The 16,538-nt window shown below is 73.6% G+C and carries 13 protein-coding genes; 10 read left to right on the top strand and 3 right to left on the bottom strand.

Annotated elements, in window-relative coordinates; genetic code table 11:
• Positions 1 to 151 precede the first annotated feature (151 nt).
• Complete coding sequence (locus ABT122_RS08675; RefSeq protein ID WP_351547454.1) at positions 152 to 1,996, bottom strand: serine hydrolase domain-containing protein; 1,845 nt, start codon at positions 1,994 to 1,996, stop codon at positions 152 to 154.
• 181 nt (positions 1,997 to 2,177) lie between these two features.
• On the opposite strand from ABT122_RS08675, the gene ABT122_RS08670 reads away from it, so the two are divergent.
• The 3 genes from ABT122_RS08670 (at position 2,178) to ABT122_RS08660 (ending at position 6,464) form a co-directional block, all read left to right on the top strand.
• Complete coding sequence (locus ABT122_RS08670) at positions 2,178 to 3,281, top strand: nitronate monooxygenase (protein WP_351547451.1); 1,104 nt, start codon at positions 2,178 to 2,180, stop codon at positions 3,279 to 3,281.
• 3 nt (positions 3,282 to 3,284) lie between these two features.
• Positions 3,285 to 4,832: an acyl-CoA synthetase gene (locus tag ABT122_RS08665; protein ID WP_351547448.1), complete on the top strand. Its 1,548-nt coding sequence runs from the start codon at positions 3,285 to 3,287 to the stop codon at positions 4,830 to 4,832.
• A 531-nt stretch (positions 4,833 to 5,363) separates the two neighbouring features.
• Positions 5,364 to 6,464 carry a calcium:cation antiporter gene (locus ABT122_RS08660; RefSeq protein ID WP_351547446.1) on the top strand — a complete coding sequence of 367 codons (1,101 nt, stop codon included), beginning with the start codon at positions 5,364 to 5,366 and terminating at the stop codon, positions 6,462 to 6,464.
• Between the two features lie 130 nt (positions 6,465 to 6,594).
• On the opposite strand, the gene paaK is transcribed toward ABT122_RS08660, so the two are convergent.
• Positions 6,595 to 7,935 carry a phenylacetate--CoA ligase PaaK gene (gene paaK / locus ABT122_RS08655; RefSeq protein WP_351547443.1) on the bottom strand — a complete coding sequence of 447 codons (1,341 nt, stop codon included), beginning with the start codon at positions 7,933 to 7,935 and terminating at the stop codon, positions 6,595 to 6,597.
• Positions 7,936 to 8,152: 217 nt separating this feature from the next.
• On the opposite strand from paaK, the gene ABT122_RS08650 reads away from it, so the two are divergent.
• Positions 8,153 to 9,451: an alpha/beta fold hydrolase gene (locus ABT122_RS08650; RefSeq protein ID WP_351547440.1), complete on the top strand. Its 1,299-nt coding sequence runs from the start codon at positions 8,153 to 8,155 to the stop codon at positions 9,449 to 9,451.
• A gap of 78 nt (positions 9,452 to 9,529) precedes the next feature.
• On the opposite strand, the gene ABT122_RS08645 is transcribed toward ABT122_RS08650, so the two are convergent.
• The gene (locus tag ABT122_RS08645; RefSeq protein ID WP_351547437.1) at positions 9,530 to 11,173 is read right to left on the bottom strand and encodes an acyl-CoA synthetase; all 1,644 of its coding nucleotides are present in this window, start codon (positions 11,171 to 11,173) and stop codon (positions 9,530 to 9,532) included.
• Between the two features lie 204 nt (positions 11,174 to 11,377).
• Between ABT122_RS08645 and ABT122_RS08640 the strand changes: the two genes are divergently transcribed.
• The 6 genes from ABT122_RS08640 to ABT122_RS08615 all read left to right on the top strand — a co-directional run bounded on the left by ABT122_RS08640 (position 11,378) and on the right by ABT122_RS08615 (position 16,379).
• Positions 11,378 to 12,199, top strand: a complete 822-nt coding sequence (locus ABT122_RS08640) for a crotonase/enoyl-CoA hydratase family protein (protein WP_502976119.1) — start codon at positions 11,378 to 11,380, stop codon at positions 12,197 to 12,199.
• A 17-nt stretch (positions 12,200 to 12,216) separates the two neighbouring features.
• Positions 12,217 to 13,164: a Zn-ribbon domain-containing OB-fold protein gene (locus tag ABT122_RS08635; RefSeq protein ID WP_351547432.1), complete on the top strand. Its 948-nt coding sequence runs from the start codon at positions 12,217 to 12,219 to the stop codon at positions 13,162 to 13,164.
• Positions 13,161 to 14,216, top strand: a complete 1,056-nt coding sequence (locus tag ABT122_RS08630) for a thiolase family protein (protein WP_351547430.1) — start codon at positions 13,161 to 13,163, stop codon at positions 14,214 to 14,216. Before ABT122_RS08635 ends, ABT122_RS08630 begins: the two co-directional genes overlap by 4 nt.
• Entirely contained in the window at positions 14,216 to 15,382 is a 1,167-nt protein-coding gene (locus ABT122_RS08625; protein WP_351547427.1) for a thiolase family protein, read from the top strand. Before ABT122_RS08630 ends, ABT122_RS08625 begins: the two co-directional genes overlap by 1 nt.
• Before the next feature lie 93 nt (positions 15,383 to 15,475).
• Positions 15,476 to 15,715, top strand: a complete 240-nt coding sequence (locus ABT122_RS08620) for a DUF397 domain-containing protein (RefSeq protein ID WP_351547424.1) — start codon at positions 15,476 to 15,478, stop codon at positions 15,713 to 15,715.
• 163 nt (positions 15,716 to 15,878) lie between these two features.
• Positions 15,879 to 16,379: a hypothetical protein gene (locus ABT122_RS08615; RefSeq protein ID WP_351547421.1), complete on the top strand. Its 501-nt coding sequence runs from the start codon at positions 15,879 to 15,881 to the stop codon at positions 16,377 to 16,379.
• The last annotated feature ends 159 nt before the right edge of the window (positions 16,380 to 16,538 follow it).

The following is a 16,538-nucleotide window of genomic DNA, read 5'->3' as shown; positions in this document are numbered from 1 at the left end:
AGCCCCGGCACCGCGCCTCGCCGCGCTGCCGTCGGTCGCCGGCGCTCCGCGTGGGCCCCCTCCTCCGCCTCGCGATCCACGGCACCGGACCCCGCTCACCGACCCGGCCCGACCCGAAGGAACCTCCCTGGGCCCGCCCCTGCCCTGCCCCTCAGTCCCGGGACCGGACCCACCCCACCGCCTCGATCCGGGCCGCGTCCCGTGCCCGGGACTCGTCGAAGACCGTCCGTCCGGCGTCCTCCACCCGGATCGCGTCCACATACACGCCCCGGCCCGAGTGGAGCCGGTCCGTCGCGTACCGCCAGCGCAGCCGCACTCCCGTCCCCCGTCCCTCCGCCCATTCCGCCAGATCCGCCGTCAGCCGGTGCCAGACCCGCCCGGACCAGCCGCTCACCGACCCCGTGGAGTGGACGGCCTCCTCCTCTCCCGGCCGTACGGTGGTGAACGGCACCGCCCGCCAGCTCGCCCCGCCGTCCGGCGAACCCTCCAGGAGGAGCAGGTCCGCCCCCGGCTCGGTGTCCCACCAGAGCGAGCAGCGCAGCCGGGCCCGCCGCCCGAGCCCGGTGAGTTCCGGCAGGGCGAGGGTCGCCGTCGCGGAAGCGGCCGTACCGGAGAACCAGGCGGTGCGTCCCCGCTCGGGGCGCACCGCGACGGCCCGCGCCAGATGGTTGGCCGCGGCGGCGCGGGGGGCGCTGCCGGAGCGCCAGGTGCGCACCGGGTGGACGGAGTTGCCGAGCACGATCAGAAACGAGTCGCTGCCCGGGTCGAGGACCAGGCTGGTCCCGGTGAAACCGGTGTGTCCCGCCGTGCGCGGGGTGGCCATCGCACCCATGTACCAGTGCTGGTACAGCTCGAAGCCGAGGCCGTGCTCATCGCCGGGGAAGGCGGTGTTGAAGTCCGTGAACATCAGCTCCACGGAGTCCGGGCGGAGAATCCGCGCCTTTCCGTACACCCCGCCGTTGAGGAGGGTACGGGCGAGGATCGCGAGGTCCCAGGCGCGGGAGAAGACCCCGGCGTGGCCCGCGACCCCGCCGAACGAGAAGGCGTTCTCGTCGTGGACCTCGCCCCGGACCATTCCCCGGTCCAGGCCCGACCACGGCGGCCGGGCGTCCTCGGTCGCGGCGATCCCCGGCTTCCAGGAGGCGGGCGGATTGAAACGGGTGCGGTGCATCCCGAGCGGAGCGGTGATCTCGTCGTGGAGCAGGACATCCAGAGGGTGACCGGTGATCCGTTCCAGGATCAGCTGAAGCGTGATCAGATTGAGGTCGGAGTAGAGATAGCGGCTCCCCGGAGGGGATGCCGGGGCCTCGTTCCACAGCATCCGCAGCTTCCCCTCGCGGGTCGGCTCGGTGTACAGCGGAATCCAGGAGCGCAGCCCCGAGGTGTGGGTGAGCAGCTGACGGACCGTGATGCCGCCCTTGCCCGCCGCGCCGAACTCCGGGAGGTACTCGGCGGCCCCGGCCTCCAGCTCCAGCGCGCCCCGCTCGATCCGCCGCACCGCCAGGATCGAGGTGAACAGCTTGGAGACGGAGGCCAGGTCGAAGACGGTGTCCCGGTCCATCGCGATCTGCTGCTCGGGCGGCAGCTCCACCGCCGTGTCCGTCTTCTCGTCGTAGGAGGCGTAGCGCAGCGCCTTGCCGATCGGCCGGTGCAGCGCGACGGTGCCGCCCCGCCCGGCGAGCAGGACCGCACCCGCGTACCAGGGGTGCTTGGGGGAGGGGCCGAGAAACGTTTCCGCGTCGGTGACGAGCCGCTCCAGCGGGCCCGGCAGCAGCCCCGCCCGTTCCGGGGTGCCGTGCCGGAGCACCGGCCTCCGAGCCCCGCCGCCGGGTCCGTTCAGCGCCCCGCCGTCCGGGGCGCCCCGGCCCGCCCCGCCCTCCGCGGCCTCGGCGAACGGGATCGGCGCCAGCGCGAGCGCCCCACCGAGCGCCAGCACCCCGCCCCCCAGCCTCCGCCGGCTGATTCCCCGCCCCGCCGCGCCCTCGTCCTGCGACATCCGCGAACCCACTCCCGACGGTCGTTTCCGGAACCCGAACAGCAAGGAAACCTTCTTCCGGTGCCCGGGGGCTGTCAACCACCCCGGACGCCGGAGCGGCGCCGCCGCACCCGCGGGGATTTCTGACGAAGCATCAGGAAACCTCTTCCCTCGGCCACCGGGCTGCGGCATCCTGCGGCCCATGGAGACGGAGCTGAGCACACGCCTGGGGATCGAGCACGCCATCTTCGGCTTCACGCCGTTCCCCGCGGTCGCCGCCGCCCTCACCCGCGCGGGCGGACTCGGCGTCCTGGGGGCCGTCCGCTACACCGCCCCCGGCGAACTGCGGCGCGATCTCGACTGGATGCAGAAGCACACCGGCGGCAAGCCGTACGGACTCGACGTGGTGATGCCCGCGAAGAAGGTGGAGGGCGTCACCGAGGCCGAGGTCGAGGCGATGATCCCCGAGGGCCACCGCCGGTTCGTCCGGTCCACCCTCGCCCGGCACGGCGTACCCGAACTGCCCGAAGGGGAGCGCTCCGGATGGCGCATCACCGGCTGGATGGAACAGGTCGCCCGCGCCCAGCTCGATGTGGCCTTCGACTACCCCATCGCCCTTCTCGCCAACGCCCTCGGCTCCCCGCCCGGGGACGTCGTGGAGCGCGCCCACACCCGGGGCATCCAGGTCGCCGCCCTCGCCGGCAGCGCCCGGCACGCCCGCCGCCACGCCGACGCGGGGATCGACATCGTGGTCGCCCAGGGGTACGAGGCGGGCGGCCACACCGGCGAGATCGCCTCCATGGTGCTCACCCCCGAGGTGGTCGAGGCCGTCGACCCGCTGCCCGTGCTGGCGGCGGGCGGCATCGGCAGCGGGGAGCAGATCGCCGCCGCTCTCGCCCTCGGAGCCCAGGGCGCCTGGCTCGGCTCCCTCTGGCTCACCACCACCGAGGCCGAACTCCACTCCCGCGCGCTCACCGACAAGCTCCTCGCCGCCGGCTCCGGCGACACCGTCCGCTCCCGCGCCCTCACCGGCAAACCGGCCCGCCAGCTCCGCACCGAGTGGACCGACGCCTGGGACACCCCCCAGGGCCCCGGAACCCTGCCCATGCCACTCCAGGGGCTGCTGGTCGCCGACGCCGTCTCCCGTATCCAGCGGTACGAGGTGGTACCGCTGCTCGGCACCCCCGTCGGCCAGATCGTCGGCCGGATGAACTCCGAGCGCGGCGTCCAGGCCGTCGTGGACGATCTGACCCGGGGCTTCGAACGGGCCGTGGACCGGATCAACCGCATCGCCGGAAGGGGCTGACCGGTGACCGAGCGGCCGACCGGGTTCTGGGCGCAGGCGGCGGCGGACCCGCACCGCACCGTACTGACCGCCCCCGACGGCGAGCGGTGGACCGCCGGACGGCTCCACGCCGCCGCGAACCAACTCGTCCACGGGCTGCGGGCGGCGGGGCTGAAGCGCGGCGACGCCTTCGCCGCCGTCCTGCCCAACGGGGCGGAGTTCCTCACCGCCCACCTCGCCGCCACCCAGGCCGGGTTCTATCTCGTCCCCGTCAACCACCATCTCGTGGGCGCCGAGGCCGCCTGGATCGTCGCCGACTCCGGCGCGCGGGTCCTCATCGCCCACGAGCGGTTCGCGGACACGGCCCGCGCCGCCGCCGACGAGGCGGGCCTCCCGCCGAGCCACCGCCACGCCGTCGGCACCATCCCCGGATTCCGGCCGTACGGCGAACTCCTCGACGGCCGGCCGGGCACCGCGCCCGCGGACCGCACCCTCGGCTGGGTCATGAACTACACCTCGGGCACCACCGGACGGCCGCGCGGAATCCGCCGGCCGCTGCCGGGCAGGCTCCCCGAGGAGACCCCCCTCGGCGGCTTCCTCGGGATCTTCGGCATCAGGCCCTTCGACGGGAATGTCCATCTCGTCTGCTCACCGCTCTACCACACGGCGGTGCTCCAGTTCGCCGCCGCCGCGCTGCACATCGGGCATCCGCTGGTGCTGATGGACACCTGGCGGGCCGAGGAGATGCTCCGTCTGATCGAGGAGCACCGCTGCACCCACACGCATATGGTGCCGACCCAGTTCCACCGGCTGCTCGCGCTGCCGGACGAGGTGCGGGCACGGTACGACGTCTCCTCCATGCGGCACGCCGTCCACGGCGCGGCCCCCTGCCCCGCGCAGGTGAAACGGGCGATGATCGACTGGTGGGGGCGGTGTGTCGAGGAGTACTACGCGGCGAGCGAGGGGGGCGGGGCGTTCGCCACGGCCGAGGAGTGGCTGAAGCGGCCGGGAACCGTCGGCCGGGCCTGGCCCATCAGCGAACTCGCCGTCCTCGACGACGACGGGAACCGGCTGCCGCCCGGGGAGCTGGGCACGGTGTACATGAGGATGAGCACCGGGGGGTTCCGCTACCACCGGGACGACGCCAAGACGGCGAGCAACCGGATCGGGGAGTTCTTCACCGTGGGCGACCTCGGGGTGCTCGACGAGGACGGCTACCTCTTCCTCCGCGACCGCAAGATCGACCTGATCATCTCGGGTGGGGTGAACATCTATCCGGCCGAGGTGGAGGGGGTGCTGCTGTCGCATCCGGGGGTGGCGGACGCGGCGGTGTTCGGGGTGCCGCACGCGGACTGGGGTGAGGAGGTCAAGGCGGTGGTGGAGCCGGCGCCGGGGCGGGTTCCCGGTGCGGCGCTGGCGGCGGATCTCCTGGCCCACTGCGAGGAGCGGCTGGCCGGCTACAAGCGCCCGCGGTCGGTGGATTTCATCGGGTCGATGCCCCGTGACCCGAACGGCAAGCTCTACAAACGCCACCTGCGCGCCCCGCACTGGCCCCCCACCCCTCCTCACTGACCCCGCCCCCTGATGGCCCGGGGTCCGTCCTCAAGCGCCGGACGGGCTGGGTTTGCTCGGGTGTCCTGTGGTCCGGGGTCCGTCCTCAAGCGCCGGACGGGCTGGGTTTGCTCGGGTGTCCTGTGGCGCAGGGCCCGTCCTCGTGCTCCCCCAGCGCTGTCCTCTGGGAGGTGCGCCGGACGGGCTGGTGTATTTCAGCCTCGCCGGCGTTTGAGGCGCGGGGGTTCGGGGGCTGGCCCCTGACCGTGGCCCGCAGGATGCGGGGTCCTGTGGCACAGGGTCCGTCCTCAAACGCCGGACGGGCTGGGCTTGCCCGGGTGTCCTGCGGCCCCGGGCACGTCCCCAAGCGCCGGACCGGCTTGGGTTTGCTCGGGCTACCTCCGGCCCCGGGGCCGTCCCCGTGCGCCGGAGCGGCTTGGTCTGCCCGGGTTTCCCGTGGCACAGGAGCCGTCCCCGTGCGCCGGACGGCGAGCCCCCCCATTGGCCCAGCCCCCCGCGCGCCACCCCCCACCCCCTGGCAGCCTGTTCCCCATGACCACCGGCACGGCAAGGCTCCGATCGCAGTGGTCGACCTGGGTCCCGGTCGTCGCCGTCATCGCCCTCGCCTGCGCCTGGGGACGCGACCTCTCCGGAATCGCCGTCGCGATCGTCGGGCTCTGCCTCATCGGCGCCGTGCTCGCCGCCGTCCACCACGCCGAGGTCGTCGCCCACCGCGTGGGCGAACCCTTCGGCTCCCTGGTGCTCGCCGTCGCCGTGACCGTCATCGAGGTCGGGCTCATCGTCACCCTGATGGCGGGCGGCGGCGCCAAGGCCTCCACCTACGCCCGGGACACCGTCTTCGCCGCCGTCATGATCACCTGCAATGGCATCGTCGGTATCTCCGTGCTGGTCGGCGCCCTGCGCAACCGCATCGCCGTCTTCAACGCCGAGGGCTCGGGCGGCGCCCTCGCGACCGTCTGCACCCTCGCCACCATGACGCTCGTGGTGCCCGCCTTCACCACCGGCCACGCGGGCGCGGAGTTCACCGGCGACCAGCTGGCGTTCACCGCCGCCGCGTCCCTCCTCCTGTACGGGCTCTTCGTCGGCGTCCAGACCGTCCGGCACCGGGACTACTTCCTCCCCGTACCCTCCGACGGGCGCGAGAGCGACCCCGACGAGCACGCCCCGCCCCCCGGCGACCGCGAGACCTGGTGGAGCGTCGGCCTGCTGATCCTGGCGCTCGTCGCCGTCGTCGGCAACGCCAAACTCGTCTCCCCGGCCATCGAGGACACCGTGGAGTCCGCCGGACTGCCCAAGGCGGTCGTGGGCGTGGTGATCGCGCTGCTCGTCCTCTCCCCGGAGACCCTCGCGGCGGTGCGCGCCGCCCGCCGCGACCGCATGCAGACCAGCCTCAACCTCGCCTACGGCTCCGCCATCGCCAGCATCGGCCTCACCATCCCCGCCATCGCCCTCGCCAGCATCTGGCTCTCCGGACCGCTGGTCCTCGGCGTGGACGCCACCCATATGGTCCTGCTCGCCCTCACGGCGGTGGTCAGCGCCCTGACCGTGGTGCCGGGCCGGGCGACCCTGCTCCAGGGCGGGGTCCATCTGGTGCTCTTCGCCGCGTTCGTCTTCCTCTCGTTCAGCCCCTAGGCCGTCTCTTTCGGATCGTGCCGGGCTCGCGAGCCCCGGCACCGCGCCCCGCCGCGTTGTCGCCGGTCGCCGGTGCTCCGCGTGGACTCCCTCCTCCGCCTCGCGATCCACGGCACCGGACCCCGCTCACCTATCCGGCCCGATCCGAAAGAAACTCCCCAGCGGCCCCCGAAGAGCCCTCGGACGCCGGCGGGCGCAGATCCACGATCCGCCGGAGCTTCCCCGCCGACCGCTCCAGCGTCCCCGGGTCCACCACCTCCACCGCCACCGAGACCCCCACCTCCTCCTTGACGGCGTCCGCGATTCGCCGCGCCGCCACCGCGCGCCGCTCCCGCGCCGTCCCCGGGCGCGCCTCCGCGCACACCGTCAGCGCGTCGAGCCGGCCCTCGCGGGTCAGCCGCAACTGGAAGTGGGGGGCCGCGTCCGGCGTCCGGAGCACGATCTCCTCGATCTGGGTGGGGAAGAGATTGACCCCCCGCAGAATGATCATGTCGTCACTGCGCCCGGTGACCTTCTCCATCCGGCGGAAGGCCCGCACCGTCCCCGGCAGCAGCCGGCTGAGATCACGGGTGCGGTACCGGATCACCGGCATCGCCTCCTTGGTCAGCGAGGTGAACACCAGTTCCCCCGGCTCTCCGTCGGGCAGCACCTCACCGGTCAGCGGATCGACGATCTCTGGATAAAAGTGATCTTCCCAGACATAAAGGCCGTCCTTGGTCTCCACGCACTCCTGCGCCACGCCGGGGCCGATCACCTCCGACAGCCCGTAGATGTCCACGGCGTCGATGGCGAACCGCTCCTCGATCTCCCGCCGCATCTCCTCCGTCCACGGCTCGGCACCGAAGATCCCGACCCGCAGCGAGGTCGACCGGGGATCGACGCCCTGCTTCTCGAACTCGTCGAGCAGGGTGAGCATGTACGAGGGGGTCACCATGATGATCTCGGGGCGCAGGTCCTGGATCAGCCGGACCTGGCGCCCGGTCATCCCGCCGGAGGCGGGGACGACCGTACAGCCGAGCCGTTCGGCTCCGTAGTGGGCCCCGAGGCCGCCGGTGAACAGGCCGTACCCGTAGGCGATGTGCACGGTGTCGCCGGGCCGCCCGCCGGCCGCGCGGATCGAGCGGGCCACCACATCGGCCCAGACGTCCAGATCGCGCCGGGTGTAGCCGACGACGGTGGGACGGCCGGTGGTGCCGCTGGAGGCGTGGATGCGCCGCACCTCGGACCGTTCGACGGCGAACATCCCGAAGGGGTAGGTGTCCCGCAGATCGGACTTCACGGTGAAGGGGAACCGGGCGAGATCGGCGAGCGACCGGCAGTCCTCGGGCCGCACTCCGGCCCGGTCGAAGGAGGCCCGGTAGAAGTCCACGTTCTCGTACGCGTGGCGCAGGCTCGCCCGCAGCCGCTCCCGTTGGAGCTCCCGCAGCTCCGCCAGATCCATCCGCTCCGCCGCGTCCAGCAGTTCCGCCATTCGGGCCACTCCCGTAACTCGTCCGAACCGGGCTACCGATCATTCGGTCGTGCTTCCGTGGATCAGTAAGTCAGCCCCCTCGGGCCGGTGGCAAGGGGAGGGCCCGGAATTCTCCCCGCCCGCCGCCCGCCCGTCCGCCCGGCGCGGCGCGCACCGGCGCGCCCGGGACCGGCAGGGCCCATTGCACTCGCCGCCCCGCGCGGGCAACGATCGGCACATGCCGAAGTTCACCGCATATGACGGGACGGAACTCGCCTACCACCTGAAGGGAGCGGGCGAACCCCTGATCTGTCTGCCGGGCGGCCCCACCCGCGCAGCCGCCTACTACGGAACGCTCGGCGGGCTCGACGCCCACCACCGGCTGGTCCTGCTCGATCTGCGCGGCACCGGCGGCTCGGCGGAGCCCGCCGACCCGGCCACCTGCCGCTGGGACCGGCAGACCGACGACATCGAGGCGCTCCGCGAGCACCTCCGCCTGGACCGGGTGCATCTGCTCGCCCACTCGGCCTCCGGGAACCTGGCCACCCTCTACGCGGCGCGCCACCCGGCGCGCGTCCGCTCCCTCACCCTGATCTCCCCGGGCACCCGGGCCGGGAGCGAGGAGCCCGGCACCGAGGCGGACGGCGTCTTCGACCCGGCCGCGACCCGCGCCGCGCTCGCCCTGCTGGACGCCCCGGTGCTGCTGCTGACCGCACCCCACGACAACGGGGCCAGACCCGCCCGCGCGGCGGAGCTGGCGGCGCTCTTCCCCTACGAGGGCAAGGCCGCCGCCCACCACCCCTGGCTCGACGACCCCGGCGCCTTCGTCCGTACCGTCCGCGCCTTCCTCGCCCCGGACATCCTGGCGCTGGACGCCGACGGGGTCCGGCTCGCCTACCGCACCTGGGGCGAGGAGACCGCCCCGCCCGTCGTCCTCGCCCACGGCCGGGGCGGCAGCGGCGCGGACTGGACCGCCATCGCGGAGCGGCTCGCCGCCACCCGGCGGGTGTACGCCCCCGATTTCGGTGGCCACGGGCTGAGCGACTGGCCCGGCGCGTACGGCTTCGAGCGGCTCCGCAACGAGCTGAGCGCCTTCATCCGGGGGCTCGGACTGGACAGCGTCGATGTCATCGGCCACTCCATGGGCGGGGTGGCGGCGATCCTGCTCGCCGCCGAGGAACCCGAACTGGTGGACCGGCTCGTGGTCGAGGACCCGCCGCCCCCGTTCCCGCCGGACCCGCCGCGCCCGCTGACCCGGCGGGAGGAGGGCGTACTCGCCTTCGACTGGCCGGTGGTGCCCAGTATCGACGCGGAGCTGAACGCGCCGGACCCGGCGTGGGGCGAGCGCCTCGCCGCCATCGAGGCCCCGACCCTGGTGATCGGCGGCGGTCCCGCCAGCCACATCCCCCAGGAGCAGCTCGCCCGGCTCGCCGGGCGGATTCCTGGCGCGCTGCTGGTCACCATCGACGCCGGGCATCTGATCCACGAGACCCGGCCGGAGGAGTTCCTCGCCGCGCTGGCGGAGTTCGGCATCTGACCCCCGCCCCCGCCCCAGCCCCAGCCCCCGCCCTCGTCCTCGCCGCCCCGGCCACCGCCCCGGAGCCCGGACGGCCCTTCAGGAGCCGTCCGGCGCCTCGGCCGCCATTGCCGCCACCGCCACCGCCCGCGCCCAGCGGTAGTCCGCCTTGCCGCTGGGCGAGCGCCGGATCTCCGGAGCGATCACCAGACGCCGGGGGATCTTGTAGCCGGCCAGCCGGGTCCGGCAGTGCGCCTGGATCTCGGCCAGGTCCGGCGCCGGCGCCCCGGCGCGCGTCTGCACCACGGCCGCCACCCGGTTCCCCCAGACCGCGTCCGGCACCCCGGCCACCAGCGCGTCGTACACCCGCGGATGCGACTTGAGCGCCTGCTCGACCTCCTCCGGGTACACCTTCTCGCCACCGGTGTTGATGCACTGCGAGCCCCGGCCGAGCACGGTGACCACGCCCTCCTCGTCCACCGTCGCCATGTCGCCCAGCAGCACCCAGCGCTCCCCGCCGCGCCGGAAGAAGGTCTCCGCGGTCTTCTCCGGGTCGTTGTAGTACCCCAGCGGCACATGCCCCCGCTGGGCGATCCGGCCCGGCTCCCCCGGCGCGACGGGCTCATGGGTCACCGGGTCGACCACCGTCGTCCGCGCGTTGACCCGCAGCCGGAACCCCCGCTCCGGCCCCGAGTCGGCGGTCGCGGTGCCGTTGAACCCGGACTCCGACGAGCCGAAGTTGTTCAGCACCAGCACTTTCGGGGCGAGCGCCGCGAACTCCTCCCGCACCGTGTCCGACATGATCGCGCCCGAGGACGACACACTGAACAGCGAGGACAGATCGGTGCCCCGCAGCGGCCCGCTCAAGGCGTCGACCAGCGGTCTGAGCATCGCGTCCCCGACCAGCGAGACAGTGGTGACCCGCTCCTTCTCGATCGTCCGCAGCACCTCGCCGGGGACGAATCCGCGGTGCAGCACCACCCGCTGCCCGAAGCCGAAGGCGATGAACGCCGTCAGGGTCGAGGTGCCGTGCATCAGCGGGGGAGTGGGGAAGAAGGTGATCCCGTCGCCGCCCGCGGCGACCCGCCGGGCCAGCTCCCCGGGCGAGGAGACCGGCTCACCGGTCGGCGCGCCGCCGCCGAGACCGGAGAAGAACAGATCCTCCTGGCGCCACATCACCCCCTTGGGCATCCCGGTGGTGCCGCCGGTGTAGATGATGAACTGGTCATCGGCCGACCGCGGACCGAAGCCGCGCCCGTCCGGTGCCCGTGCCGCGGCCGACGCGAACGGGACGGCCCCGGCCGGCCCGGGCGCGTCCGGCGGCGGGGTGCCCACCCGCAGCAGATGGCGCAGCCGCTCCGTCCTCGGCAGCGCCGCCGCCACCCGCCCGCCGAACTCGGCATCGAAGACCAGCGCCGCGAGATCGGCGTCCCGGTAGAGATGGACCAGTTCCTCCTCCACGTACCGGTAGTTGACATTCACCGGCACGAGCCGGGCCTTGAGCGTGCCCAGCAGGGTCTGGAGGTACTCGACGCCGTTGCGGAGATGGATTCCGAGGTGCTCCCCGGGCCGTAACCCCGCTCCGGTCAGATGGTGGGCGACGCGATTGGCCGCCGCGTCCAGCTCCCGGTAGGTCAGCCGGCGCTCCGCACCCGTCCCGGGATGGTCCAGGGCGACCAGGGCCTCCCGGCCGGGGACCACATCCACGACCGACTCGAAAAGGTCGGCAAGGTTGTACTCCACCGCTCCTCCTGCCCCTGGGCATCCCGGCTCCGGCCGTCATTAGAGCCGCAGCGGGCACAACTGTGAAGGGGCGGCGCGGAAGAAATCTGACTGACTGTCAGGAAGCTATTGAATAGCGCCCGCCCCTCCTGCAACCTGTTCCAGTCCCGGGACGCGGGCCCGCGGAGGGGTCCGGCGGACGGGAGAGGCGGATCGGAGAAGCGGATGGGAGACGACGTGGAACCACACAGCGGTACGGAGCACCTCACGGCGCACCGCGAGGGCGCCACCCTGGTGCTCACCATGAACCGGCCCGCGGCGAGGAACGCGCTCTCGCTGCCGATGCTCGTCGGCCTCCACGACGGCTGGCTGGAAGCCGACGCCGACGACACCATCCGCTCCATCGTCCTCACCGGCGCCGGCGGCGCCTTCTGCGCCGGCATGGACCTCAAGGCCCTCGCCGGCGCCGGCCTGGCGGGAGAGCGGTACCGCGACCGGATGAAGGCCGACCCCGACCTCCACTGGAAAGCCATGCTCCGCCACCACCGCCCCCGGAAACCGGTGATCGCCGCCGTCGAGGGCCCCTGCGTCGCGGGCGGCACCGAGATCCTCCAGGGCACCGACATCCGCGTCGCCGGCGAGAGCGCAGTCTTCGGCCTGTACGAGGTCAGACGCGGCCTCTTCCCCATCGGCGGCTCCACCGTCCGGCTCCAGCGCCAGATCCCGCGCACCCACGCCCTGGAGATGCTGCTCACCGGCCGCCCCTACAGCGCCGACGAGGCCCTGCGCGTCGGCCTCGTCGGCCGGGTCGTCCCCGACGGCACCGCCCTGGACCGGGCCCTCTCCACCGCCGAGCGGATCAACGCCTGCGGACCGCTCGCCGTCGAGGCGGTCAAGGCGTCGGTGTACGAGACCGCCGAACTCACCGAGAGCGAGGGGCTCGCCGCCGAACTCGCCCGCGGCTGGCCGGTTTTCGACACCGAGGACGCCCGCGAGGGCGCCCGCGCCTTCGCCGAGAAGCGCGACCCCGTCTACCGCCGCGCCTGACCGGAGGGAGAGACCGGATGACCGGACCCCTGAGCGCCCCCCTGGTGGTGGAGTTCCCCTTCACCCGCTCACTCGGACCCGTGCAGAGCGCCTTCCTCACCGGCCTGCGCGAACGCACCGTCCTCGGCGTGCGCACCACCGACGGCCGGATTCTCGTACCCCCCGTCGAGTACGACCCCGTCACCGCCGGCGAACTGGGCGACCTGGCCGAGGTCGCCCCCACCGGAACCGTCACCACCTGGGCCTGGAACCCGGCCCCCCGCCGGGGCCAGCCGCTCACCACCCCCTTCGCCTGGGTGCTCGTCCGGCTCGACGGAGCCGACACCGCGCTCCTGCACGCCCTCGACGCCCCCGGCCCCGGCGCGGTGCGCACCGGCATCCGCGTCCGTATCCGCTGGGCCGCCGAACGCACCGGGGCCATCACCGACATCGCCTGCTTCGAGCCGTACGACAGCACCCCGCCGGAAGGCGGCGCCCGCGACCACGGCGGAGTCTTCCCGGACCCCGTCACCGGCATCGTGACCCCCGCCCGGCTCGACTACACCTACACACCCGGCCGCGCGCAGACCGCCCACCTCCGGGCCCTCGCCGGCCGGCGCACCGTCGGCGAGCGCTGCCCCGACTGCCGCAAGGTCTGTGTACCGCCCCGGGGCGCCTGCCCCACCTGCGGCGTCGCCACCGCCGAACAGGTCGAGGTCGGCCCGCGCGGCACGGTCACCACGTACTGCGTCGTCAACATCAAGGCGCGAGGGCTGGACATCGAGGTTCCCTACGTCTACGCCCATATCGCCCTCGACGGTGCCGATCTCGCCCTCCACGCCCGGATCGGCGGCATCCCCTGGGACCGGGTCCGCATGGGCCTGCGCGTCGAGCCCGTCTGGACCGACACCGGCCGCCCTCCCGACCACTACCGCCCCACCGGGGAGCCCGACGCGGAGTACGACACCTACAAGGAGCTGCTGTGACCCGGTACGCCCGCGAGGTGGCGATCGTCGCCTTTGCCCAGACCGAGCAGCCCCACCCCGCCGACGGGCTCTCCGAGGTCGAGACGCTGATGCCGGTCCTCCACCGCGTGCTGGAGCGGACCGGGCTGCGGACCGGCGACATCGGATTCACCTGCTCCGGCTCGTCCGACTACCTCGCCGGGCGGGCCTTCTCCTTCACCATGGCCCTGGACGGCGTCGGCGCCTGGCCGCCGATCTCCGAGTCCCATGTGGAGATGGACGGCGCCTGGGCGCTGTACGAGGCATGGGTGAAGCTCCTCACCGGAGAGGCCGACACCGCGCTCGTGTACGCCTGGGGGAAACCGTCCGCCGGAGACGTGAGCGAGGTGCTGACCCGGCAGCTCGACCCGTACTACACCGCCCCCCTCTGGCCCGACGCGGTGGCCGTCGCCGCGCTCCAGGCCCAGGCCCTGATCGACGCCGGCCTCACCGACGAGGCCGCGCTCGCAGCGATCGGCGCCCGCAGCCGCGCCGACGCCGGGGCCCGCGCCCCCGGAGGGCCGCCGGACCCCGTCCCGCCGGGCGAGTACGCCGTCCGGCCCCTGCGGACCGGGGACTGCCCCCGGAGCGCCGACGGGGCGGCGGCCGTGATCCTCGCAGCCGGGGAGCGGGCCCGCCGGCTCTGCCGGCGCCCCGCCTGGATTCGGGGCATCGACCACCGCGTCGAGGCCCACAGCCTCGGGGTGCGCGATCTGACCGACTCCCCCTCCACCCGGCTCGCCGCCGAGCGCGCCGGGGCCTTCGACCGGCCCCCGGACACCGCCGAACTCCACGCCCCCTTCACCTCCCAGGAGGTCGTCCTCCGCCGATCCCTCAACCTCGACTCCAGGGTGAGAGTCAACCCGTCCGGCGGCGCGCTCGCCGCCGATCCGGTGATGGCCACCGGCCTCGTCCGGCTCGGCGAGGCCGCCGCGGCGATCCACCGGGGCGCCTCCGACCGCGCGCTCGCCCACGCCACCTCGGGCCCCTGCCTCCAGCAGAACCTGGTCGCCGTCCTGGAGGGGGAGCGGTGATGAACAAGGAGCCCGTCGCCGTCACGGGCATCGGCCAGACCCGGCACCGGGCCGCCCGACGGGATGTCTCCATCGCCGGACTCGTCCGCGAGGCCGCCCGGCGAGCCCTGGACGATGCCGAGCTGACCTGGGCCGACATCGACGCGGTCGTCCTCGGCAAGGCCCCCGACTTCTTCGAGGGCGTGATGATGCCCGAGCTGTATCTCGCCGACGCCCTCGGCGCGGTCGGCAAACCCGTGCTGCGGGTGCACACCGCCGGATCGGTCGGCGGCTCCACCGCGCTGGTCGCCGCCCAGCTGATCGCGGCCCGGGTGCACACCACCGTGCTCACCCTCGCCTTCGAGAAACAGTCCGAGTCCAACGCCATGTGGGGCCTGTCCCTGCCGGTCCCCTTCCAGCAGCCGCTGCTGGCGGGCGCGGGCGGCTTCTTCGCCCCGCACATCCGCGCCTATATGCGCCGCAGCCGAGCCCCGGCGACCGTCGGCTCCCTGGTCGCCTACAAGGACCGGCGGAACGCCCTCGGGAATCCGTACGCCCATCTCCATGAACACGACATCACCCTGGAGAAGGTCCAGTCCTCCCCGATGCTCTGGGACCCCATCCGCTACTCCGAGACCTGTCCCTCGTCGGACGGCGCCTGCGCGATGGTCCTCACCGGCCGGGCGGGCGCAGCCCGCTCACCGAGACCCCCCGCCTGGCTGCACGGCGGCGCCATGCGCAGCGAGCCCACGCTCTTCGCCGGCAAGGACTTCGTCTCCCCCCGGGCCGGCCGGGAGTGCGCGGCCGACGTCTACCGGCAGGCCGGCATCACCGACCCGCGCCGGGAGATCGATGTCGCGGAGCTGTACGTCCCCTTCTCCTGGTACGAGCCGATGTGGCTGGAGAACCTCGGCTTCGCGGCCGAGGGGGAGGGGTGGCGACTCACCGAGGCGGGAGTCACCGAAAACGGTGGCGAACTGCCCGTGAACCCCTCGGGCGGGGTCCTCTCCACCAACCCCATCGGCGCCTCCGGGATGATCCGCTTCGCGGAGGCCGCCCTCCAGGTGCGCGGACAGGCCGGAGCGCACCAGATCGACGGCGCCCGCCGCGCGCTCGGACACGCCTACGGCGGCGGCTCCCAGTTCTTCGCCATGTGGCTCGTCGGAGCGGAGCCCCCCACGACCTGACCACCGCCCGCGCACCCCTGCTGTCCGCGGCCTGTCCGGGAAGGGGGTCGATCGCTAGGCTGAGGCCCGAGCCGACGCGGGAGGAGCACGGACGTGGCCGAGAGCACCACCACGCAGTTCTTTGCGGGCTGGGAGAAGCCCGAACTCGACCTCAGCAACGCCGACTGGCAGTCGGGCAGCCGGGGAGCGGGAGACGTTCAGATCGCCTTCGTGGAGGGCTTCATCGCCATGCGCAACAGCGGCCGGCCGGAGAACCCGTCGCTGATCTTCAGCCCCGCCGAGTGGCGGGCCTTCGTGCGCAACGCCCGTGAGGGAGAGTTCGACCTGACCTGACGGCCCCGGGGGCGCCGCGCACCCCGGTGCCCGGGGAAGCCCGGCGCCCGCCGCCCGCTCCGTCCCCGGGACGACCGGCCGGCACCCCCGGTCCGGGAATTCCGCCCCCGGCACACCCCGGCCCCCGGTCGGCCGAGTGTCCTGGGACACGTACCATTGCGGTATGTCCTTCCTCCGCCGCCGCAGCGCCGCCACACCCGCGGGCCCGGACTTCGACGTCCTGGCCATGGACCCGGGGGACTGGCCCGGCAATCTCGGCGCGGGGCTCCTGCCCGCACCCGACGGCACCTGTCAGGGCGTCTTTCTGCGGTATGACCTCTTCGGCGGACGCGGCCCCGCGATGATCATCGGCAATCTCCCCGAGGGCTCCCCGGCCCGGGAGCTGGAAGAGGGGCAGATCCCCTTCGAGGTGGCCCAGCTCCTCCTCGCCCTGGAGAACGACGAGCCCGTCGAGGTCGTCGGCACCGAGGACGTCCCGGTGATGCAGGGCGACAATCTGCTCATCGTGCGCCGGCTGAAGCTCTCCGAGAGCCGTATCTCCTGTGTCCAGTTCGACCGCAGCGACCAGGTCCTGGTCACCATCGCGAGCTGGGACCGCCCGATCACCGACGATCTCTACGCGCTGCTCAAGCCGCTGCCCGCGGAACTCTTCCAGCAGGCCTGAGCCCCACCGCGGCCATCACCCGGGGATCGGCGGACACGGGCCGCGTCCATCACGGGATGCGCACGGCGTCCGCCGCCCGCGGCGGTGGTGTCTCGTACGGCACCGGCACCGGAGCCCGTTCCCGCCGGGGGAGCCCGGTGCGTCCGGTGCGTCCGGTGC

The organism is Streptomyces sp. NPDC001985 (genome assembly GCF_040296845.1).
Classification (GTDB): domain Bacteria; phylum Actinomycetota; class Actinomycetes; order Streptomycetales; family Streptomycetaceae; genus Streptomyces.
The sequence above is the reverse complement of the archived record's forward strand: the minus strand, read 5'-3'. Positions and strand labels throughout refer to the sequence as shown.